The sequence below is a fragment of the Methanobrevibacter sp. genome, assembly GCF_030539555.1.
Lineage (GTDB): Archaea > Methanobacteriota > Methanobacteria > Methanobacteriales > Methanobacteriaceae > Methanocatella.
In genome coordinates, this window is the sequence record NZ_JAUNXX010000018.1 from 1 (window position 1) to 22,723 (window position 22,723).

Consider the following 22,723-nt stretch of genomic DNA (forward strand, 5'->3'; position numbering starts at 1 on the left):
ATACTTAAATATTTTTTGGTAATTAAAGTTTTTTTTTTATAGTAAGATTTATATTAAATTAAATTGAATTATTATACATGTCAGATATAAGTAAAACAACAATAAATCTTCCTAAAGATTTAAAAAAAGAATTAAAAAAAATTGCAATTGATGAAGACACTTCCTTATCAGGTTTAATCATTAAAATGATTGAAGAAGGAATGAAAAATAGAAATAAAACCGATGTTTTTTCAGATGAAGATTAAATAATATCTTCAACTGAATTTAACATGTAAGTTACAAATTGACTTTTTGCGATTTCTTCTACAAAAATTGCAAGTAATTCAGCTTCTTTTAAATTTTCACCAACACATATCACACCATGATTTTTAAGGATTAATGCATCCTCGTTTTTGATATTTTCACTAGTTTTTTTTGCTAACTGATTACTGCCAGGTTTTTCATATTCAACTTCAACTAAAAATGGGGATTTTATTTCGCCAAATCCTTCATATCTTTTTATTTTTTTGGATGAATGCGCAAATCCTGTTGCATATGGTGAATGTGTGTGGACTATAGCGTTAACATCAGGTCTTTTTTTGTAAATTCCTAAGTGCATATTAACTTCTGAAGAAGGTTTTCCTTTTGTTAATGTATTACCATTCAAATCAACCAACACTATGTCTTTCTCTTTTAGATTGCTTAAGGATTTTAAAGTTGGTGTGATTGCAACAATATCATTGTCCTCTTTCTTAAATCTGGCACTTATATTACCTGATTTTCCTGAAACTAATCCTTTTTCATAAAGTTCATTTGCAATTTCAATTATCTCAGCAATATTTTTTTTCATTCAATAACCTCTTTATAAAAATTTGAAATGTTTATACTTTCCTTTATGAAGTACAGGAACTTCAGCAGGAGTCGGTTCAATGTTATAAATCTTTTGAAATTCAGTTTGAGTCTGGAAAGTACCGGAGTTTATTAAATGTATTCCCTTGAATCTTCTGTAGGTATTAATGTGAACATGTCCGGTATGGAATACATCAGGCACTTCATCAATCACTAAATAATCTTCAAGCTCTGAAGCAAGTGGAGTCCTTTCACCGTAAATAGGTGCCAAATGTCTTTTCTGAAGCAATTCTTCCATTAATATATCGTTTCTTTCATGGGTAAACTCTTTAACTGCCATTACCAAGTCGTCGAAGCTACGTCCATGATAGATAAGTACATTGATTCCATCAAGAGAAACTACTCCAGGATTTGAAATGAATTCAACGTTGTCTAGTTCGTACAAAGCTTTTGCATATTCTTCAGGCACTGCCGGCTGAGGCTCTGCAACCCTTGATGCATCGTGGTTTCCGGGAGCAATGATAATTTTAATGTCACTTCTGATATTTCCTAAAAACCTTGCCGCTTCGTTGTACTGTTCTGTAATATCTTTAATTGCAAGCTCTTTTTCCTGGTTTGGATACACGCCTATTCCATCCACAATATCCCCACCAATAATAAGATATTTCACATCTTCTGCAACTCTTCTCTGCTCTTCTGTACCAAATTCACAATTTATCCAGTCTATAAATCTTGAGAATGCGTCTTCCAAAAATGTTAAGCTGCCAATGTGGACATCGGATAGAAATACAATCCCGAAGTCCATTTCCTTTTCTGGAATTCTTAAAACGCCAGGATAAATGATTTGTTGACCAAATGCAAATCCGCTGTCATTGCTTTTATTTGCAATCACTCCTACAACTTCGTCCCTGACTAATTTTTCGGCTTCAGCGAATAATTCCTCATTATTCTGTGAGAATAAAACAGAAATGTTTCCTGTATCGTCTTCAAACTCAACAATTTTATGACCGTTTTTACTGGACCTGATTTCCTTGACCATTAAAATCATTGTTAAACTGTCCTGGGAATCGTCAATATCAGCTATTTTAATAGCATTTCTAAGGTCAGGTCTTTTGGATAGGATATTATGTAGTTTATCATATCTACTTTTAAAGTATGAAATTAGGTTTTCAAGCTCTCCGCTGGTGTATGATTTTTTACTGGTATCCTGGATAATTTTGAAATCGTATTCAACATTACTTTTTTCCAGATTCCTTTTAAATTGAATTTTTTCATCTTTAACAGTTTCTGTTGCCTCTACTATTGCTTCATTAATATGCTTTTCTTTAACATCACTGTCTTTTTTCAGATTCTCAATGGAAACTGTTTCTTTTTGTGGTGTTTTAGTGGGTTTTTCAACTTTTTTTTCTTCTTTAGGCGGTTCGGGTTTTGTTTCATTTACTATTGGTGTTTCTTCTACAACTTTTGTTAATGTTTTTTGATCATTGTTTTCGGTTTTTACTGCATTGCCTGTAATTTCATCAATTGTTTGACCACTGACGGAAACCAAATCCTTTGATGAAAATTTATCACCTTTTAGCTTGACTATTAAAGAGGATGCAAAATCAATAGGATTTTCTGCATTGATGACTTTGTTATATGCTTCTGGTGATAGGTTGATTCCTTTTTTTGCAAATTTCAATAGAATTTTATTAGTTGACATATTAATTAAAATTTTTATTTTCTATATTAATAAACTTTGAGAATTTCACATTTTAATATTAAATTTCATTCGTTATATTTATTATATATTAAAAATAGAAGTTAAATTATTATATTGTACTTGTTATTTAATTAACAAGTTTTGAATGATTGTGATAAAAATGGCAAATAAGGCAATTAGAATAATTTTAATTATTGTATTATTTATTATATTCTTTGAAATAGGGCTTATTAGTTCATACACCATTGTAACTTCCGAAGCGCCTAATGTTCAGGGTTTAATAGATATGCAAATTTCAAAAGTTACTGGAATATTTACTCCAGAAAAAGTAAATGAAATGTTAATTAAAGACCCAACTCCAGTCAACATTACCAATAAAAAGGACATTGCTTTACGGATGGAAGATTTGTCGAAGGTTGATGGTGTCAACGTTGATTCAATGAACGTTACAACTTATGAAGACGCAAACAACAATAACTTTACAGTTACTATTGAAGCTTTAGGATATGCATCACCTAATTCCACTTCCGGACAAATCGTTATTAGTCAAACTCCATCATATAAAATTATAGCAAAGGGTAATGCCACATATAAGGACACTGGACTTGAAGTTGATGAAAGGTCTGTTACTATCAATTCTGTTTTAAAGTTATATCAGTGAGAATTATGATTAATGTTATAGGAATTGGCCAAAATAGAGAAAACATGACTCTTGGAGCAGTAAAAGCTATTGAAGAGTCTGATGTCATTATCGGATATAAGAAATACATCAACCAAATTGAAGATTTGGTTTTAGGAAAGGAAATCATCAAAAAAGGAATGGGTGATGAAATCTATAGGGCGGAAATGGCAATTCAAAAAAGTCTTGAAGGCCAAACAGTTTCATTAATTAGTTCCGGAGACCCTGGAGTCTTTGGAATGGCAAATGTATTATATCAAATTGTCAGCAAATACGATGGTGTTGAGGTTAAAGTCTATCCCGGTGTATCTGCACTGAATTATGCATCAAGTCATCTCGGAGCACCATTGCATGACTTTGCAGCCATCAGCTTAAGCAATATTTTAACTCCCTTATCCGAAATAGAAAAGAAGTTGAGACATGCACTTGAGGCAAATTTAATTGTTGCAATTTATAATCCAATCAGCAAAACCCGTAAAGAACCTTTTAGAAGGTTTAAGCAATGTGTTTTAGACATTAAAGGGGAAAATGCTTTAATAGGTATTGTTGATAGTACATATGAACCTCCAAAAGCAACTATTGTTGAAGTTAAGAATCTGACTGAAGACATTGTTAACATGTCCTGCACATTAATTGTTGGAAATGATATAACCTACCAGCAGGAGGATAAGTTGATTACACCTAGAGGATATGTAATCAGGTCCGATATCCATGAATTATCACGAAATCATTATGAAAAATTTTTAAACGGCGAAATCGCACACGGTCCAAATAGGGACTGTGATTACTATCCGTGCCATTGGGATGGTCAGTATTGTGATTTCTGCTATTGTCCATTTTATCCATGCGGAGATTCTGCAACAGGAGGGGAATGGATTAAAGGCAAAAATGTTTGGAACTGCAAAGATTGTAACTGGTTACACAAAAAAGAAGCAGTTGAATGTTTAAGAGAGCCTTTGGAAAATATTTTAGAGGAAGTTGAAGACTTAAAAGCAAAGAAAAAAACTTTATTAAAGCTTAGAAAAGCATGCTTATTGCACGTTGATCCAAATGACTTATGAGGTAATTTAATTGTCAATCAAAAATCTTTTAATAGAAATGAAGAATATGTCGGAATTAATGGTTGATTTGGCTTATTCCGCCGTATTGTTCAACAGTAAAACTGCAGCTGAAGAAGTTATTACATTGGAAAATGAAGTTAATGCAATGAATTATGAAATTAAAAAAGAATCATTGGTTGCAGCACGATCATATGAAGATGCTGAAAAATTAACAGCATTGCTTGAAATAGCAGAAGCTACAGAAAGCATGGCTAATGCTGCAAAAGATTTAGCTGATTTAGTTATTACTGGTTTTAAACCACATCCTGTATTTAAAATGGTTATGGAAGAATCTGATAAAAGTATTGTTAGAGTTACTATTGATGAATCATCAGAACTTGCAAACAATACTTTAGGAGATTTATTATTAGTTAATCGTACAGGTATGAGGGTAATTGCAATCAGACGTGGAGTATCTTGGATTTACGGTCCTGATAAAAGGACCATGCTGTTGCCTGAAGATACTTTAATTTTAAAAGGAACAGACGAAGGTGCAGACTTACTTGAAAAATTAGCTGCCGGAACCTGTTCATTGGATGATATTCCAGAAGAATTAGAAGATGAATTAGACTGAGTGATTAAAATGATTATGGGTAGTGATATTTGTGAAAGACAAACAGAAGAGGATTCGCAGTTCACTATCTACTCAAGCATTCTCTGACTTTTATGGTGAACATAACTATATCATAAAGGAAGGGTTGATTGCCCTTTTAATTTGCGCAGTTGGAGATTTGGTTGCAGGTATTATCTTAGGTAAAATGACATTTTTCCTTGAAGCATTTCCAGGTTTGCTGGTAGTTATTCCAGGAGCCATCGGAATGAGAGGAAATATTTTTGGGTCATTTGCATCAAGGTTATCCACTTACCTGCACATCGGATTAATATCTCCAAAATTCCAGTTTTCTGAAGATTTAAACTATAATATATTTTCATCATTTGTTTTAACCCTTGTTTTATCAATATTTTTGGGAATTGTAGCAAAAATATTCTGTATTTTATTGCATCACCCATCAATGGAACTGATAGATTTCATTTTGATATGTACAATTGCGGGAATAATTTCTAATTTAATCATGCTTCCAATCACAATGCTTGTTTCATTTAAAAGCTTTGAACATGGATGGGATCCGGACAATATTACAAGCCCGATAATTGCCGCATTTGGAGACTTGTTTACATTGCCGGCTATCATTGCATCAATTTTTATTTTGAAAGCACTTGATTTTAATATTCTTGTAAAGGACATTGTTTTAGCTGTGATATTGATTGGTGTTTTAATAAGTTTCGTTTATTGCTACAGGTTATCCGATGAGACAAAAACAATTTTAAGACAATCCACACCGATTTTGCTTTTATGCTCATTTTTAGGAGGTTCTGCGGGAGGAATATTAAACAGTTCTGTTGAGACATTACTTACAAATCCAAGTTTATTAACATTACTGCCGTTGTTTTCCGGTGAAAGCGGAAGCCTGATTAGTATTTTAGGAGCAAGACTTTCCTCCGGACTTCACTCAGGTCTGGTGGAACCGCTGTCAAAACCAAAAGGAGAAGCACTACACAACTTTGCTATCTGCTTTATTTTGGCCATTATAGTTTTCCCATTGATAGGCATACTTGCGGAGACTTCATCAGTGATGTTTGGAACAGTTGGCGTTGGATTTGATAAAATCATACCAATCTCCACATTGGCAGGTCTTATTTTGGTTGCAGTGATGGTTGTTCTTGTTTATTATATTTCAACAGTTTCATATAATCATAATTTGGACCCTGACAACATAGTAATTCCTGTTTCAACAAGTGTTACAGATTCAATTTCCAGTTTGATTCTGATTTCTGTGTCCCTAGTTATTTTGGGTTTTCTGATTTAATACCAAGCCTTTAAAATGAATTCACAATCATTTGTTGTGAAATAATCATATTTTAACTTGTCCTTATCAAATGTCTTTGGAACACTTACCAAAATAGCCTTTGCATCCTTTTTATCAAGATGGATGAACACAACCGCGCTTGTGTCATCATAAAAGTTTATCTCATCGTTTAAATAGACCCTATTACTTATCAGTGTCTTCCAGGATTTTTCTTTAACGAGTCTTGTCGTATCTAAAAAATACTTTAAATTGTATTTTTCACTGTCATCAATGAGCAGATAGTAATTTGAAGTTCGTAAGTTACCTTTAAATATTTTAAAGTAATTGCAGCTGTGCGAATCTTGGTCGTGATTTCTGTTGCATTTTCCATCGTTTTGAAAGTCCTTTATCACATATTTTTTGAAGAAGTCACATTTTACAAGCCTATTGACGGAATGCACATTATTAGAATCTTCAGCATTTCCAATTTTTACACTTGAAATGCTACTCTTGTATGGAATTAATTCCATTGAAGTTTTTATTTTTGAGTCAAATAAATACTTGTTTACATATTTATCGTAATTACTTGAAAGAGCCATTAACTTTGAATACGACACACTGTTTGGAATAATCTGATTTTCCTCATTTACTATTGCAAGGCCAGGTATTCCCTTTTCGTGAACTTCCCAATCCTGTGGAGTCCCCGGATTGTTTATTAAATTATTGACGCTTTGACCTATTAATGTTTCAATATGCTCATTTTCACTTTCCTTTACAATCTTTTGGGTGCTAATTTCACTTAATGAAAGAACAACGCCCGTTATCATTAAGACTATTATTAGTACAATTCCTATTTCCAGACTGATGTTTCCACGACTGTCCATTTATATCAACCCATATTTTTTTCTGTGTGAGCTGTCTAAAATTAGGCTGTTAATGTCTGATTCGTTGATTTTTTCACCGTTGTAATGGTCGCTGAATACCACATGGTCAGAACATGACAGAGATTCGTTTTTTTCCAATGTATGTGTTTGGATGAATACTTCAAAACCGTAATGAGGGCATTTTCCCTTTCCTTCAAGCCTACATAGATAACAGCTTCCGTCAGCGCTTTCATGGAAATATCCCTTTTCAAGGCAATCGTCAAGCACTCCGGGATCTCCATGGTGAATGTATGGGTCATATGGGCATTTCTTAATGTACAATGGTGCGGTTGCTTCAATGTATGCTTTCGGATTATCCAGATTATGCAAAACCATATAACCGGCTATTGCATTTTTATAATGTATCTTGTCGTCATATGTCAGGATTCCGGAGGCTATTGTTAGCTTTGCCAACGGCAAAGGATCCCTTAATCCTTCAACAGAAGCATTTTTTTCAACTATGTTGGAATATTCATTGTCATCCTTTTTAACATTCAATTTGACCTTGAATAGAATTTTCCAAGGGCTGTCTGTATTTTCAACCGAAACCACTTCGGAAGTGATTTTGACACCATATTTTTTTTCAAGTTCTTCATTTTGCTCTTCCAAATGTTTATTTAAATTTTTCTTTATTTGCTTTTCGCTGTTAAATATTGGTAAACCGTTATAGACCTTTTGTGTTGCCTCAGCTATTGATTGCCGTCCAAGAATTTCAAGATTTCTTCCATAATCATCAACGATATATTTGAATTCATCATTTGATTTTAATTCAATGTTTTCATTTTCAATATAATATATGCTTGTAATTATAAAAATCGAAATCAGTAACAATGCTACAACCAAAATGGCCATACTTCCTACTATTATATTTCCTTTTGAGTCGATTTTCATAATATTGAAGTTAATCGTGAAATTATTAATTTATTTTCCAAGTGTGCAAATGTGATTTTGCACAGATATGTATTACATTTTTGTGAAATTATCAAAAATCGTAATAAAAAAAATACTTATTTATATTATCGATTAGAAAGTATACTTATTAGAAAATATATGGAGGATTTACATGTCAGACACTGTTAGAACATGGCGTCATATACAACAAAGATACAATCTCATAGGTTCTAAATGTACAACATGCGGAGAATTATTCTTCCCGTCACGTGTAGTTTGTCCTAATTGTAGAAGAAAAGGTAATCTAGAACCTTTCCAATTTTCAGGAAAAGGTAAAATTCACACATTTTCAATTATCAGATCAGCACCTGACAACTTTAAAAAATCAGCTCCTTATGCAGTAGCTGTCATTGAACTTGAAGAAGGTGCAAAATTGACTTCACAACTAGTAGACTGTGATGTTGATGATATTGAAATTGGTGACGATGTAGAAATGGTATTTAGAAGGATTAGAGAAGATGGAGAGGATGGAGTAATCTCCTATGGATACAAGTTCAAAGTTATTAAATAATACTGCTGTTATTTTAGTAAGTCATGGTAGTACACTACCTTTTGCTGAAGAAGTATTTACTGAAATAAAAGAAAAATTTGTTGAAGCAAGCGGATTGGAAGCTGAAATTGGTTACATGAAAGTTTCTGAGCCAACAATTTCCGGAGCCGTTGAAATATTAAAAGATAAAGTTGATGATTTGGATAAAATCATTGCACTACCAGTATTTTTAGCTCCAGGAATTCATACTAACATTGATATACCACAATTACTTGGATTAGAGCCATTGGAAGTTGATCCAAGATGTCCTGATGGAAACTATCCGCCGGAACATTACTTATCAATAGCAGATGATGTTGTCTTTGATGGAGAAATTAAGCTATTGCCATCAATCGGACCTCGCGATGAACTTTTAAAAATCATTGATAAAAGAATCGAAGAGGCTTTAGCTGAATCCAAATTGGATGATAGTGCAAAAACCGGAATTTTGCTTGTAACTCACGGATCCAGGTTAAATTACAATAAAGAATTTGCAACTGCATTATACAACAAATTTGAAAAAACCTGTGATTTATCGTCAAGTTTCGGATTTATGGAATTGTGCGGACCTAGCATACCCGAATCCATTAATAAATTAGTTGAAGAAAACAATTTGGAAAGACTGGTCGTTGTTCCAGTATTCATTGCTCCTGGAATGCACACAACACATGATATTCCACATATTTTAGGACTTTTGGAAGCTCATGAACATGAACACTCCCATTCACATGGCCATGACCACGGTCACGACCACTCACACGATTTGACTCCTGTCGATTTCGATGGAGAGATATTATATCCTGAGCCAATTAAAGCGGATGACATCTTAATTGATATTTTAATTGATATGGTAAACGAAGCTTCATAGCTTCAATATTTTTTTTGAAAAATAATTTTTTCAAGATAACTTAAATAAATTTAACTTAAAATTTAAACATGGATGATAATTATGTCTGATAAAAAAACTGGAATTTTACTCTTAAGCCACGGATCCAGATTGGACGATGGTGAAGAAGTAATTAAAGCTTATAAAGAAATGTATTTGGAAGAATTTCCGGATGCTATTGTAGAATATGGATTTATGGAAATCAGAAAACCAGGTATTCCTGAAACAATTAAAAAATTATCTGAAAATGATTTGGATAGAATAATTGTTGTTCCTGTCTTTATAGCTCATGGACTTCACACAAAAAGGGACATACCAAAATTATTAGGAATTGAAAGCGACTTTGATGAGGAATCTGTAGGTCATCATCACCACCATCACGGCCATGATCATGGCCATGACCACGGGCATCATCATCACCACCATCATGACCATGATGAGGAGGAAGTTCACTTCGATGGTGAAATCATCTTAACCGACCCAATTGGTATTGACAAACGTTTATTTGAAATTATCAAAGACAGAGTTTCAGACAATTTATGAATCTGAAACTATTTTTTTACTTTTTTTATTAAAGATTTATTAAATTCAAAATCTATACTAATATTCATGACTCTTAAAGTCTCTGATATTGGTGAAAAGGAATTAGTGAGATATATTATATCTCGTTCAAAAAATATTACTCCGGATGATACTGCCATCACACGATTTGACTCCACTAATTTAATTTCAACCTGTGACATGTTGATTCAGTCAAGACATTTCCCAAATCGGATGTCCTATTTTAATATGGGGTTCAAATCTGTCACCGTTAATGTAAGTGACCTTGCTTCAATGGGTGCCAATCCACTAGGTTTTTTACTTTCCATTGCTATTCCAAAGGATTTGTCTCTTGATTCATTCAAGCAAATAATTGACGGTGTATTGAACGCCTGTGATTATTATGATATCCCATTAATCGGTGGCGATACCAATGAAGCATCCGAAATAATCATTTCCGGAACAGCTCTGGGATTATGTGACAAGCCACTAATGAAAGATACTTATGAAATGGGAGATGTAATTGCCTTAACAGGTGATATTGGCCTTGCAGCTTTGGGATTTAATCTAGATGTTGAAGACAACATTTATGTCAACAGGGCATTAAAACCTCTTGCAAGAATCCGGGAAGGTAAAATCCTAAAGGATTTTGCTACATCAGCAACAGACATTACCGATGGACTTGCAAGTGAGCTGTATGAAATCAAAAAGGATGATTTAGGATTCATGATTTATGAAGAGCTTTTTGAAATTTCAGATGAATATAAACAGATGTCCGAAGATTTGGGATTGAATTACCTTGATTTGATTTTCCATGTAGGTGAAGACTTTGAATTATTATTTACCATATCAAAAGATAATTTAGAGAAATTACCGATTGAATATAGGGTTATTGGTGAAGTGACTGATTCAGATATTGTTGAGCTCACACTTGAAAACGGTTTTGTTGAAAAGATAGAAAATAAGGGCTATGAACATTATGTTAGTGAGTAAGGATTTATACAAGAAAAGTTCAAAAACACAGAAGGTAAGATGTGAGATTTGCGCAAACTATTGCAAAATATCTGATGGTAATGTTGGAATTTGTAAACAACATAAAAACATCAACGGCGAATTATACGATGAAAGTTATGGAATAGTTTCATCACTCAGTCCTGATCCAGTTGAAAAAAAGCCTCTAAATCATTTTTTACCAGGCACATTAACATACTCAATTGGCGGTTTTGGGTGTAACATGACCTGTTTACATTGCCAGAACTATATGATATCTCATGATTATAATAAATATTCACCAAGCATTAAAATAACACCAGAAGCGATTGTGGAAAATGCACTTAATTATGATTGTGAGTCAATTGCTTGGACATATAATGAACCTACGATACACTTACCCTTCAGCAAAAAAACTTCACTGCTTGCACAGCAAAATGGCCTTAAGGTAATCTATGTCAGCAATGGATACTTTTCTCACAAGTCAATTGAGGAAATTTTGACTTTTGTCGATGCATTCAATATAGATTTGAAAGCGATGTCTCAAAAGTTCTATAAAAAGGTCTGTGGAGCAGACCTTGATGTCGTTTTGGATAATATTAAAAGAATTTATATGGAAGAAAAGCATTTAGAGATTACAAATTTAATCATAAATGATTACAACGATTCTGATGATGAAATTAGTCAGTTATGTGATTTTGTTGTAGAGGAATTGGGTCCTGAAGTACCATTACATTTTTCAAGGGCATTTCCCTACTACAGAATGAATGATATTTCGCCGACAAATCTTGATACATTGTATAAAGCTCACAAAATTGCAATTAAAAAGGGAATTGAAAATATCCATTTAGGAAATATTTAAATAATTATAAAAAAGTATTATTCTCAAGTGAAAATTATTCTTAATTGTGGTATGAATTGTTAGCGTACATTTTTTAACCACTTATGGACTCTATTTAAATTATTTTAAAAACAAATAAAAGAAGTTAGCTATTCACCGAAGCTAACTCTTTCGAATTTTTCCAATGTCTTAAGTGATTTTGTTGCATCCACACCTATTTTTGTAGTTGTTCCATCACTTTCAGCTACAGGGTCAAGAGATGATCCGCGCACATTCGGAACAATCATGATGTCCCTGTCACCTTTGACACGGGTAGCTATTGCATATTCAACGTCTTCAGCATCAAACACGTTAACGTCTGTGTCTACAACAGTACAGTGCTTAAGTGAGGGGTGAGCGGATAATGCCGCCATGATGGCATTTTTACCGTCTCCTTCAGTTTGCTTATTTATTGAAATGACTGCATGCAACCAGCAGCAACCTCCTTCAGTAAGGACAACATTTTCAACTGTAGGCACTGCATTTTTAACGGCTTTGAATATTCTTGGCTCTTGCGGAAGGCCTTGCAATAATTTGTGTTCAAATCCGGCAGGGATAATTGCATGATAGCACGGATTGTCCTTTTTGATGTGCATTTTCTCCAAGTTGATGATTGGCTGGTCACGGATGATGTCATAAGTATCGGTCAAGTCAACGAAAGGACCTTCAGCAATACTTTCAGTCACAGAAATTTTACCTTCCAGTATAATGTCTGCCTGAGGAACTTCAAGTTCTCCACATTTGATTAGTTCCAATTCCCCATTTTTAAAAGCATTCGCCACTTCCATTTCATTATAATCGATTGGAATTGAGGTTGTACTTGCAAGCAGAATTGCCGGATCCATTCCAATGGCAATCGCAATCTCCAAGTCTTGACCTAATTCCTGAGCATTTTGGAAATAGGTATAAAGATTTCTTGGAACAATCCTTATTACGAGTCTTTTGCTGTCCAAAACCATCATCCTATGAATTGAAGCATTCTGGATACCTGTTTTTGGGTCACGTGCAAAGACAACGCCTGCTGTAATGTATGCTCCTCCATCTCTTTTATAATGGGTTAAAATTGGGATTCTGTCCAAATCTACATCTAAATTGTCATAGTCTGAAAAGTCTGTGAATTTTTCTACTTTAAGAGGCTTTTCCATAGCGTCAATAATTTTTTCAGTAATTTCTGATACTTCACAGTTGATTGATTTGGCTATCTTTTCACGAGTATTGCAAATTCCAGTTATAACAGGCATGTCATATCCTTTTATGTTTTTAACAATGACGGTGTCTTTAGGATATTGCCTTAATACTTTTGAAACTTCAAATTCGGATGAAAGTTCATCTGTAATTTCAATTATGTTGTCACCTTCAAGTTTCATATTATCCCTATAAGTTAATTTTTTTATCTTTTAATTTTCCAACAAGCTCTATTGTATTTGAATTTTTAATGGAAAGTATTTCTCCTGCAAGAACTGCAGCATTTCTACCATTATTTATTCCAACAGTTGCAACAGGCACTCCCGGAGGCATGCTGACTGTAGTAAGCATATAATCATCTCCATTTTCATTAGTACATGGAACTCCAATTACAGGTCTGTCGGTAAGTCCCACTATTCCTCCTGTAACCTGTGATGAGTTGGAACTAACTCCGATGAAAATCTTTACATTTTTCATTGATTTGACGTAGTTTGTGAATTTACGGTTTGATCTGATTGGGCAGACAACCTTTATATCGTAGCTAATTTTAAGTCTGTCCAATATTACTCCGACTTTTTTAGCTGTTCCCACATCAGTTTGCCTTCCAACAATGATTACAACTTCTGCATCTTTATTTTTGCAGCATTTTTCCGCATCTTCGTCGATTTCAGGTTTATTTATTTCGAGATTTTTGATTCTTAAGAAATCATTTTGAAGATATTTTCTATTAATCTTTTGAACTATTTCTTCGTTGCTTCTTTTGACTTTTTCAGCATATTCCTTTCTTAGATTAATTATTTTTCTGCGTATTTCTTCATCATGTACTCCCATGAATTGTGCAGCAAGTATTGCAGCATTATCTCCTCTGTCAATTCCAACGGTTGCAATTGGGGATGGATAAGGCATTTGAACGATTGATTCCAATGCATCTATTCCACCTGTTTTTACATCGACAGGAACTCCTATAACGGGTCGTGTGGTGTATGCTGCAATCGAACCGGGCAGGTGTGCTGCCAGTCCGGCAATTCCAATAAACACTTCGATTCCGGCATCAGTGCCTTGGGAAACGATTTCTCTAACCAGATTAGGTGTCCTGTGGGCAGATGCTATTTTTAAGCTGTATGGTATTTCAAGTTTTTCTAAAATGTCCATACTCTTTTCGGCAATGGCAATATCTGAGCCACTTCCAAGAATAATCATTATTTTCGGTATCATTCAAAAATCCCTTCTAAAATAAATTTTAATCATTATAATAATATTGACTTTTAAATATTTAAATTATCATAGATAAGTTAATTCTATTCCTTTTCAGGTCAACATCCATGACTTTAACATCCACAATATCTCCTACCCCAACAATATCTAAAGGATGCTTTACAAATTTATCAGCCACTAACTGTGAGATATGAACTAATCCATCCTGATGAACTCCTATATCAACAAATGCACCGAAATCAACAATGTTTCTAATAGTACCTTGCATTATCATTCCAATTTCCAAATCTTCTATTGACAATACGTTCTTTCTCAATATTGGCTTCGGCATGTCTTCCCGAGGGTCCCTACCTGGCTTTTTAAGCTCTCTAACAATGTCTTTAAGGGTTTCTATACCAATATTTAGCTCTAAGGAAAGTTTTTCTAAGTCAATATTGTCTAATTTTAAGGATTTTGAGCCGATATCGCTGGTGGAATAGTCTAATTTTTCAAGTAGCTTAAATGTAGCATCATATGACTCGGGGTGAATTGTAGTATTGTCTAAAGGATATTTAGGGTTATCTATTTTCACGAATCCCGCACATTGCTCATAGGTTTTCTTTCCCAGTTTCTTGACTTTCAACAATTCTCTTCTTGAGTTGAAACTGCCGTTTTCCTCTCTGTATGCAATTATATTTTTAGCGGTTGTGTTTCCAATTCCGGAAACATAATTCAATAGGCTATATGATGCCGTATTCAAATCAACTCCCACCTCATTTACCACTTTTTCAACAACTCCTGTCAATGATTCGGACAATTGTTTTTGGTTCATGTCATGCTGGTATTGTCCGACCCCAATAGATTTCGGATCAATCTTTACAAGTTCAGCCAAGGGGTCCTGAAGTCTTCTGGCAATTGAAACTGCACTTCGCTCACCTTCACTAAAGTCTGGAAATTCCTCATCGGCCAGTGGTGATGCGGAATATACGGAAGCACCCGCTTCATTAACGATAATGTATTCGACATCAGTTCCTTTAATTATGTCAGAAACAATTTCTTCAGATTCTCTTGATGCGGTTCCATTGCCGATGGCAATAACATTAATGTCATATCTACCAATCAGTTCACGGACTGTTTCAACAGATTCTTTCACTTTGTTTTGAGGCTCAGTCGGATAAATCAATGCAGTGTCGAGGACTTTTCCAGTATCATCAATGATTGCAAGTTTGCATCCTGTCCTGAATGCCGGATCCCAACCCAATATTGTCTTTCCAACCAACGGGCTTTCCATTAACAGCTGGTTTAGGTTTTTTGCAAACACTTCAATCGATTTTTTTTCAGCCTTTTCGGTTAGATAATTTCTAATTTCACGTTCAATTGCAGGTGAAATTAACCTTTTGTATGAATCCTGGACGGATTCTTTTATTATTGGTGTTGTGAATCTGTTGTATTCGATTTTTTCAGGAATTTTGGATATGTTCTTTAACATGTGCCTGTTAAGGTATCTTATGATTTCATCCGCTTCACAGACCACTTTTCCTTTTATGATTCCTTCTTTTTCCGCTCTGTTTATTGCTAAAATTCTGTGAGGAGGAATCCTTTTTAGGTCTTCTGTGTAATTATAATAGATTTCATATTCGCTTGTAGAATCTTTATCTTTGGTTTTTGTCTGAATTTGACCGGTATGGAAGGTATTTTGCCTTATTTTTTTTCTGAATTCTGAATTGTCTGATATTATCTCGGCGATAATGTCCTGAGCTCCTTTGATTGCATCCTCCGGAGTTTTAACCTCATCACTAATGTAATTTTTAGCTATTTTTTTGACACTTTCCTTAACATCCTGAGCTAAAATAATTTGGGCCAACGGTTCAAGACCCTTGTCACGTGCAATTGTTGCCCTGGTCTTTTTTTTGCTTTTATAGGGTCTGTATAAATCTTCAAGTTCTACCAAAGTTTTGGAATTCAGAATTTTATTTTTCAAATCATCCGTTAGCTTTCCAAGTTCATCGACTCGTGCAATAATCTTTTCCTTCCTGTCTTCCAGATTTCTGAGATATTTCAATCTTTCATCAAATTTTCTGAGGGTTTCATCGTTAAGTGAACCTGTAACGTCTTTTCTGTATCTTGCGATAAACGGTATGGTATTTCCATCATCGATTAATTTGATTACTTTTTCAACTTGCCAGTCTGCAAGATTAAGTTCATTTTTAAGAGTATTAACTATCATCAATTTTCAACCTTTAAAATAAGTTTAATTTGAATTTTATTTTTTAAAGCAAATATCACGGATTTAAAAAAGCTTTAATCCATAAATAAATAATTTAATAGATTAATTTTAGTTTTAATATTATTTTAATTTAATTGTTTAATTTGGAAAAATACAAGTAACATTTATAGTATTTAAATAACATAATTATTATAATTAAACTTTTATTGGAGAATGTAGAGTGTATTGGTTTTTTGTAATAATCGCATTTTTACTTGCTAGTATCAAAACTTCCAAACCTAAGTATCAGAAGGTTTCGGTTGTTATTCCTGCTTACAACGAGGAGGAGACCGTAGCTAAGGTAATCGATGTGGTTAAAAAAGTATCCTTTGTAGATGAAATCATCGTTGTTAATGATGGGTCAAGTGACGATACTGAAGGAGAAGCTTTAAGAGCTGGGGCTATTGTAATTAATCATGAAACCAATAAAGGTAAAGGTGAAGCGCTGTACACTGGTTATATGCAATCAGAATGTGATATCATTGCATTCATCGATGCAGATATTTATAATTTGACTTCTAAAAAAGTTGAAGCTATTATCAAACCGATTCTGCTTGGAAAAACCGATATTACCAAAACCAAATTTTCACGCGCCAGCGGACGTGTAACTGAACTTACTGCAAAACCGCTTCTTAATTTCTTTTTCCCGGAAATTTCATTCGAGCAACCGTTAAGCGGTCAGTTTGCGGCACGTAAAGAAATATTAAAGAAAATTAATTTTGAAAAGGATTACGGTGTGGATGTAGGAATTGTTATCGATGTTGATGTGCTTGGAATATCCATTATGGAAGTTGACATCGGTGCGATTGAACATGACATGTCCCCTCTTTCAGATTTAAACATGATGGCTAATGAAGTTGTCAGGACAATCATAAGCCGCGCAAACAAGTACGGAAGGGTTCTGATGATAGATGAGATAGGTTATTTTATTCGAATGTCTATTGTCGGTTTATCCTTAGTTATTTTAGGATTATTCACAGTATTTTTTGTTAAATTTATTCCATTGGCTATCGGTGTTTTGATTTCTGTTGCGGGTATTATTTTAGCCATCTACTATATTATTAAAGTTATTGTAAAATCTGTTGTAATGTTTAGAAAAACACCAAGAGGCAATCTATTAAAGTCCTTTATCAAGATTCACTTTCCGCTGATTATTTCAATAATTGTCCTGCTGCTGATGATTTCCACATTCATTGGTGCGGCACACTTTGAAAATGGTGTATTATCAATCGAGCCGAACTCAAGAAATCTAATTATTTACGCTGATAATTCAAGGGCTGACAGTTCAATATCTGTAAGAGGTCCATATACTATTGATACAGCTATTGAAAATGAATCTGACCAAATTCGTATGCCTGCAGATGCGATGATGACTTTAGGCGTTAAAATAAATGACACGATACAGATTGACAATGAGATTTATTCAATCAATGAAACAAGGGAGGGAGAACCGGATATTCTAAGGCTGCCACTCCAAGCCAAAAAAGAATTAAACCTTGAAACAGGGTATGTCATTCAAAACAGCCGTTTATTGGAAATCTTTGATGGAAGTATTGTTACTCAAAGCAATGAAAATCAGAATATTACGTTCATCGAGAAATTTGCCATCAATTCAAAGGAATTAAATGCTTCCAGTTTTGAAGTGATTGTTGACAATGAATCAATTGTTAATTCAACAGGTGTATTGAGAAATGGCTCATCATACAGCATTGCCATAGATGGCGAAATCGTTACTTCTATAACCGGTCCTGAGAATACCACATTCACATATGAGGGTTCAGAAGTTGAAATAATCTTTAGGGATTCTGATTACACTTCAATGAAACAGTTTTCAAAATCTACTCAAGGCAATTTCCTGAGTTTATATATTTAAAAAATAGTAAAAAAATCTAAGAAAGAATTCTTAGATTATTCTTTTTTATCGTAAGCTTTAACAGCTTCCTCAACATCATCATAAAGACCAAGTGCTGCCAGAGCACCCACCTTTCCTTGCTCACCAGTCACTGCAATCAATGGAATATTTAGCTCTTTTGCAGTTGCTTCAGCAGTTTCAACATCCATCATTCCAGATTTTGTAGCTATTGAATATTGTCTTAATTTTTCAGGAATATCAAGACCTTCTAATATAGCTATGGCTGTTTTATCGGATAAGGTATCTCTTTTAAGAATTTCAATAACTCTATTAATCAAATCTTCTTTTTTTGATTCTTCAACCGCAAATGTTAAAGCAATGGATACACAGTTTTGAGTTTTATGAGGATTATGCGGGTATAATTGTACAATGATGTGATCCAAATATTCATAACCTTCACCGGCAAGTTCAACACCCAAGTTATGAGCCATTGTCCATGTAGCTCCAGCATCTTTAGTATCAGTGTCATCTATACCAATGACTACTTTTTGAAGTTTTGGTGTAACGACGGTAGCCTTTCCAACTTTTGAGCCTCCACCGGTTTCGATTAGTTCAATGTATTTGACACCTTCGCCCATTCCTCTGCACATTCCGGCACCTACACCAGCACCTGCAAGTCCTGCATGTGTAACTTTAACCTCATCACCGTCAATAACAATTTCATCTATTCCCGCAGCATTGAAACTGGCTTTCAGGTCAAGTGGACTTGAACCAACATGGCAGGAATAAACGTGTTTGTTTCCATCACGATAAGCTGAATCAATTAATTCAGAGTTGTTGCGGTATTGGTTTAATAGCCAATGAGATCCGGATATGCATGGATGATATTCGACAATTTCAACTTTGTCGCCATCCACCATTGTTAAAACTTTTTCATATGGTGCTATCCAGGGGTCTGTAAATTTTTCTTTTAATTCGTCAGGTTTTAGAATTTCCATCCAATCACTAAATTTCTTTTAATCTGTCGCACATTTTAATAGCTGCTTCAACTGCACTTTTAGCGTTTTTAACACGTCTGTGCGCATCCATTCTTGTCATTCCAGGACCAGTAATGCCTAAAGCAACTGGGGTATCATATTCTAATGCTAAATCTGCAATTTTACGGGATGCATGTTGTGCTACGATTTGATCGTGGTCGGTTGCGCCTTCAATTACAGCACCTAATGTGATGATAGCGTCGTATTCTCCTTTTTGCAATAATTTTTTTATTACAAGAGGCATATCAAATACACCAGGAACAGCTACAACTTTTGTAATTTCACAGTCTCTATTTTTAGCTTCTGATTTAGCTAATTCTAACATCATTTGAGTTATATCATAATTAAATTCAGCAACAACTGCTGCTATTTCATATTTTACCATTTTTTCATCTCCTTAAGCTCCACTTTGGAATAATAAAAGCATAAATCCTGCAACCCCACTTAATACCATAATAAATATAATAAAAAGTGCAGCCAATTGCATTTTAGTAAATTTTTTCAAATCCATATTTTATTCTCCTTATTTTTTTTATAAATTATTTTTAATTGCTTCGGCTACTTCCATAGTGCCTGCTGAACCACCTAAATCTTTGGTTAAGGTTTCACCTTCTTTAAGCACTTTTAAAATAGCGGCATCAAATTTATCCGCAGCTTTGTTTTCACCGATATATCTAAGCATCATAATTGCTGAAAGCATCATTGCCATCGGGTTTGCTATACCTTCACCTGCAATATCCGGCGCTGAACCGTGTACAGGCTCAAATAATGCTCCATCCTCACCAATATTTGCGGAAGGTATCACTCCAAGTCCTCCAACGATTCCTGCGCCTTCATCGGATAAGATATCACCAAATAAATTGGTAGTCACTATAACTTCAAAGCTTTGAGGCTGAGTAATAAGATACATTGCAGTCGCATCTACATAGAAATCTTCAGTTTCAATGTCAGGATACCTTTCAGCTACTTCATAGAACACATCCCTGAAAAGCCCGTCACTCTTTTTAAGCACATTGGCCTTATGAACTGCTGTGACTTTGTTTTTGTTATTCTCTTTTGCGTATTTAAAAGCATAATCGATAATGCGTTCTTCGGCTTTTCTTGTAATAATGCGTTTAGCGATTGCACCATCTTCAGTTAACTCTTCCTGATTTGCAATGTATAATCCTTCGGTATTTTCACGAACAATCATAAAGTCAACGTCATCAAACAATGCGTTAGTATTAGGATAAGCTTTAACAGGTCTTAGATTTGCATACATCTTCATTTCCTGACGTATTTTCACGATAACGTCAGCAGCACTTTCACCTGCTGCACCAAACAAACATGCATCTGCATTTCTAATAATTTCTAAAGTTTCTTCGGGAAGCGGATTTCCAGTTTTCTCACCGCATTCGTCTCCAGCTTCACCATAAACATAATCAAATTCAATATCCAATTCATCCAATACGGATATTGTAGCTTCCATGACTTCTTTACCGATTCCATCACCTGGAATAATGGCAATTTGATATTTATCTTTTGTTTTTGAGGTACTCAATTAATCCACCTTGTTCCAATATTTCTAACATGAATGGAGGTAATTTCTTGAATGTTATTGTCTCTCCATTTGAAGCAGTAATTGTTCCTTTCTCCATGTCTACTTCAATTTCTTCTCCATCTTCGACGAGCTCTGTGATTCCAGGTGCTTCAAGGAGAGGAACTCCGACATTTGTAGCATTTCTATAAAATATTCTTGCAAATGACTCTGCAATTACTGCAGATACTCCAACACCCTTAAGGGCAATCGGGGCATGTTCTCTTGAAGATCCGCAACCAAAATTAGTTCCGGCAACGATAAAATCTCCTTTGCTACATTTTTCGTTAAACTTATCATCCAAACCTTCCATGCAATGCTCGGATAATCTTTCTTCATCAGTATAAATCAGATATCTTCCGGGAAGGATGATATCAGTATCAATGTCATTTCCGAATTTCCATGCAGTTCCTTTCATATTATCACTCCGGCACCACGATTTTTCCTTCAATTGCTGAAGCCGCAGCAACGGCTGCTGAAGACAAATAAACTTTACCGTCAGGACTTCCCTGTCTTCCTTTAAAGTTTCTATTTGAAGTAGAAAGACTCACTTCTCCAGGTCCTATAATTCCGGTGTGCCCTCCAAGACATGGACCACAACATGGGGCGGATACAAGGGCTCCTGCATCGACGAATATTTTAATTAAACCCTCTTCAAGTGCTTTGGCGTATATTTCTTTTGATGCCGGTATTACTAGCATTCTTGTCGATTTTGCTATCTTATTTCCTTTTAATATTTTTGCGGCATCTCTTAAATCACTAAGTCTTCCATTAGTACAGGATCCTAAAAATACCTGGTCTATTTCCTGGTCAACTTCACTTACTGGTTTTACATTGTCAACATTATGAGGACATGCAACTTGAGGCTCCAAATCACTAACATCAATATCAATAATATTAATGGATGATGAATCCAAATCGGTTTTAAAAATTTCATAAGGTTTGTTGGAACGACTTTCAACATAGTCTATGGTTTTTTGGTCGGGTTCAACTAAACCAGTTTTTCCACCCATTTCAATAGCCATGTTGCATAAAACCATTCTGTCTGAAACACTCATATTCGAAACGGTTTCACCTGCAAATTCACAGGCTTTGTATGTTGAGCCGTCTACACTTACTTGTCCAATAATATTTAAAATAACATCTTTGGCGTATACATTTTCTTTTAATTCACCGGTAATATTGAACCTGTTTGTTTCAGGCACCTTGAACCACAAATTACCTTCTGCAAACACCATTGCCATGTCTGTAGAACCAATCCCAGTTGAAAATGCTCCTAAAGCACCATGAGTACAAGTATGTGAATCCGCACCCACAATCACTTCTCCAGGCACGACATGACCTAGTTCCGGAAGGATCTGATGGCAAACTCCCTCGTAAACATCATAAAAATGTTCAATTCCATGCTCTTTGGCAAAGTTCCTCATAATTATATGGTTATTTGCTGAGTCAATGGAATCTGCAGGGACCTGATGATCGAATGGGATGACAATCTTTGATGGATCCCATACTTTTCCAGCTCCAATCTTTTCAAAAGATTCTACTGAAAGGGGTCCAGTCAAATCATGAGCCATTGCAACATCAATATTTGCTATAACAATATCTCCAGCCTCTACTTTATCCTTTCCAGATGCTTTAGCTAAAATTTTTTCAGACATTGTTGGCATTTTTTCAACCTCTTAATAATGGTAAATATTTATGTATTTATAAATATATAAATTTTTAAAAAAATCTGTTTTTCTAAGATTTATATATAAT

Annotated in this window: 23 protein-coding genes; 11 read left to right on the forward strand and 12 right to left on the reverse strand. The window is 34.5% G+C overall.

Going from position 1 to position 22,723, the window contains the following annotated elements; genetic code table 11:
• Positions 1-77: 77 nt before the first annotated feature.
• A complete protein-coding gene (locus Q4Q55_RS05145; RefSeq protein ID WP_303371754.1) occupies positions 78-245 on the forward strand; it encodes a Met repressor in 168 nt (55 codons plus the stop codon).
• On the opposite strand, the gene Q4Q55_RS05150 is transcribed toward Q4Q55_RS05145, so the two are convergent.
• Complete coding sequence (locus Q4Q55_RS05150) at positions 242-829, reverse strand: class II aldolase/adducin family protein (RefSeq protein WP_303371755.1); 588 nt, start codon at positions 827-829, stop codon at positions 242-244. The two genes, Q4Q55_RS05145 and Q4Q55_RS05150, sit on opposite strands and share 4 nt — an antisense overlap.
• A 12-nt stretch (positions 830-841) precedes the next feature.
• Positions 842-2,530 carry a DNA-directed DNA polymerase II small subunit gene (locus Q4Q55_RS05155; RefSeq protein WP_303371756.1) on the reverse strand — a complete coding sequence of 563 codons (1,689 nt, stop codon included), beginning with the start codon at positions 2,528-2,530 and terminating at the stop codon, positions 842-844.
• A 160-nt stretch (positions 2,531-2,690) separates the two neighbouring features.
• Here Q4Q55_RS05155 and Q4Q55_RS05160 point away from each other — a divergent pair, with 160 nt between their 5' ends.
• Genes Q4Q55_RS05160 through Q4Q55_RS05175 form a run of 4 tightly spaced genes read left to right on the forward strand, consistent with a single transcriptional unit; the run spans position 2,691 to position 6,177 of the window.
• On the forward strand, positions 2,691-3,191 hold the full coding sequence (locus tag Q4Q55_RS05160) for a hypothetical protein (RefSeq protein WP_303371757.1): 501 nt from the start codon (positions 2,691-2,693) through the stop codon (positions 3,189-3,191).
• A 5-nt stretch (positions 3,192-3,196) separates the two neighbouring features.
• Positions 3,197-4,270, forward strand: a complete 1,074-nt coding sequence (gene cobJ / locus Q4Q55_RS05165) for a precorrin-3B C(17)-methyltransferase (protein WP_303371758.1) — start codon at positions 3,197-3,199, stop codon at positions 4,268-4,270.
• A 10-nt stretch (positions 4,271-4,280) separates the two neighbouring features.
• On the forward strand, positions 4,281-4,883 hold the full coding sequence (locus tag Q4Q55_RS05170) for a potassium channel family protein (protein WP_368660140.1): 603 nt from the start codon (positions 4,281-4,283) through the stop codon (positions 4,881-4,883).
• A gap of 31 nt (positions 4,884-4,914) precedes the next feature.
• Positions 4,915-6,177, forward strand: coding sequence for a magnesium transporter (locus Q4Q55_RS05175; protein WP_303371760.1), 1,263 nt, complete (start codon positions 4,915-4,917; stop codon positions 6,175-6,177).
• On the opposite strand, the gene Q4Q55_RS05180 is transcribed toward Q4Q55_RS05175, so the two are convergent.
• A complete protein-coding gene (locus tag Q4Q55_RS05180; RefSeq protein WP_303371761.1) occupies positions 6,174-7,040 on the reverse strand; it encodes a hypothetical protein in 867 nt (288 codons plus the stop codon). The two genes, Q4Q55_RS05175 and Q4Q55_RS05180, sit on opposite strands and share 4 nt — an antisense overlap.
• A complete protein-coding gene (locus Q4Q55_RS05185; protein WP_303371762.1) occupies positions 7,041-7,970 on the reverse strand; it encodes a hypothetical protein in 930 nt (309 codons plus the stop codon).
• Positions 7,971-8,142: 172 nt separating this feature from the next.
• On the opposite strand from Q4Q55_RS05185, the gene Q4Q55_RS05190 reads away from it, so the two are divergent.
• From Q4Q55_RS05190 to amrS, 5 genes are all read left to right on the forward strand, one after another.
• A complete protein-coding gene (locus Q4Q55_RS05190; RefSeq protein WP_303371763.1) occupies positions 8,143-8,541 on the forward strand; it encodes a Zn-ribbon domain-containing OB-fold protein in 399 nt (132 codons plus the stop codon).
• Positions 8,513-9,427 carry a sirohydrochlorin nickelochelatase gene (gene cfbA / locus Q4Q55_RS05195; RefSeq protein ID WP_303371764.1) on the forward strand — a complete coding sequence of 305 codons (915 nt, stop codon included), beginning with the start codon at positions 8,513-8,515 and terminating at the stop codon, positions 9,425-9,427. The genes Q4Q55_RS05190 and cfbA (Q4Q55_RS05195) overlap by 29 nt, the downstream gene beginning before the upstream one ends.
• 78 nt (positions 9,428-9,505) lie before the next feature.
• The gene (gene cfbA / locus Q4Q55_RS05200) at positions 9,506-9,988 is read left to right on the forward strand and encodes a sirohydrochlorin nickelochelatase (RefSeq protein ID WP_303371786.1); all 483 of its coding nucleotides are present in this window, start codon (positions 9,506-9,508) and stop codon (positions 9,986-9,988) included.
• Between the two features lie 66 nt (positions 9,989-10,054).
• Positions 10,055-10,978, forward strand: a complete 924-nt coding sequence (gene thiL, locus Q4Q55_RS05205) for a thiamine-phosphate kinase (RefSeq protein ID WP_303371765.1) — start codon at positions 10,055-10,057, stop codon at positions 10,976-10,978.
• Positions 10,965-11,837, forward strand: a complete 873-nt coding sequence (gene amrS / locus Q4Q55_RS05210; RefSeq protein ID WP_303371766.1) for an AmmeMemoRadiSam system radical SAM enzyme — start codon at positions 10,965-10,967, stop codon at positions 11,835-11,837. Before thiL ends, amrS begins: the two co-directional genes overlap by 14 nt.
• Positions 11,838-11,965: 128 nt before the next feature.
• Here the strand turns inward: amrS and Q4Q55_RS05215 are convergent, their stop codons facing one another.
• From Q4Q55_RS05215 to Q4Q55_RS05225, 3 genes are read right to left on the reverse strand one after another with little or no spacing between them, the layout of a single operon-like run.
• On the reverse strand, positions 11,966-13,222 hold the full coding sequence (locus Q4Q55_RS05215; protein WP_303371767.1) for a UbiD family decarboxylase: 1,257 nt from the start codon (positions 13,220-13,222) through the stop codon (positions 11,966-11,968).
• 7 nt (positions 13,223-13,229) lie between these two features.
• Positions 13,230-14,255, reverse strand: a complete 1,026-nt coding sequence (gene purE, locus Q4Q55_RS05220; RefSeq protein ID WP_303371768.1) for a 5-(carboxyamino)imidazole ribonucleotide mutase — start codon at positions 14,253-14,255, stop codon at positions 13,230-13,232.
• 58 nt (positions 14,256-14,313) lie between these two features.
• Positions 14,314-16,461 (reverse strand): Tex family protein, encoded by a 2,148-nt coding sequence (locus Q4Q55_RS05225; protein ID WP_303371769.1) that lies wholly within the window; start codon positions 16,459-16,461, stop codon positions 14,314-14,316.
• Positions 16,462-16,681: 220 nt separating this feature from the next.
• On the opposite strand from Q4Q55_RS05225, the gene Q4Q55_RS05230 reads away from it, so the two are divergent.
• Positions 16,682-18,373, forward strand: coding sequence for a glycosyltransferase (locus Q4Q55_RS05230; RefSeq protein ID WP_303371770.1), 1,692 nt, complete (start codon positions 16,682-16,684; stop codon positions 18,371-18,373).
• 35 nt (positions 18,374-18,408) lie between these two features.
• On the opposite strand, the gene mmp11 is transcribed toward Q4Q55_RS05230, so the two are convergent.
• The 5 genes from mmp11 to hacA all read right to left on the reverse strand — a co-directional run bounded on the left by mmp11 (position 18,409) and on the right by hacA (position 22,632).
• Complete coding sequence (mmp11, locus tag Q4Q55_RS05235; RefSeq protein WP_303371771.1) at positions 18,409-19,350, reverse strand: methanogenesis marker protein 11; 942 nt, start codon at positions 19,348-19,350, stop codon at positions 18,409-18,411.
• A 7-nt stretch (positions 19,351-19,357) separates the two neighbouring features.
• Positions 19,358-19,774, reverse strand: coding sequence for a 6,7-dimethyl-8-ribityllumazine synthase (ribH, locus tag Q4Q55_RS05240; RefSeq protein WP_303371772.1), 417 nt, complete (start codon positions 19,772-19,774; stop codon positions 19,358-19,360).
• A 147-nt stretch (positions 19,775-19,921) separates the two neighbouring features.
• Complete coding sequence (locus tag Q4Q55_RS05245) at positions 19,922-20,929, reverse strand: isocitrate/isopropylmalate family dehydrogenase (protein ID WP_303371773.1); 1,008 nt, start codon at positions 20,927-20,929, stop codon at positions 19,922-19,924.
• Positions 20,904-21,383 carry a 3-isopropylmalate dehydratase small subunit gene (locus Q4Q55_RS05250; RefSeq protein WP_303371774.1) on the reverse strand — a complete coding sequence of 160 codons (480 nt, stop codon included), beginning with the start codon at positions 21,381-21,383 and terminating at the stop codon, positions 20,904-20,906. The genes Q4Q55_RS05245 and Q4Q55_RS05250 overlap by 26 nt, the downstream gene beginning before the upstream one ends.
• Positions 21,384-21,387: 4 nt before the next feature.
• A complete protein-coding gene (gene hacA / locus Q4Q55_RS05255) occupies positions 21,388-22,632 on the reverse strand; it encodes a homoaconitase large subunit (protein WP_303371775.1) in 1,245 nt (414 codons plus the stop codon).
• Positions 22,633-22,723 lie beyond the last annotated feature (91 nt).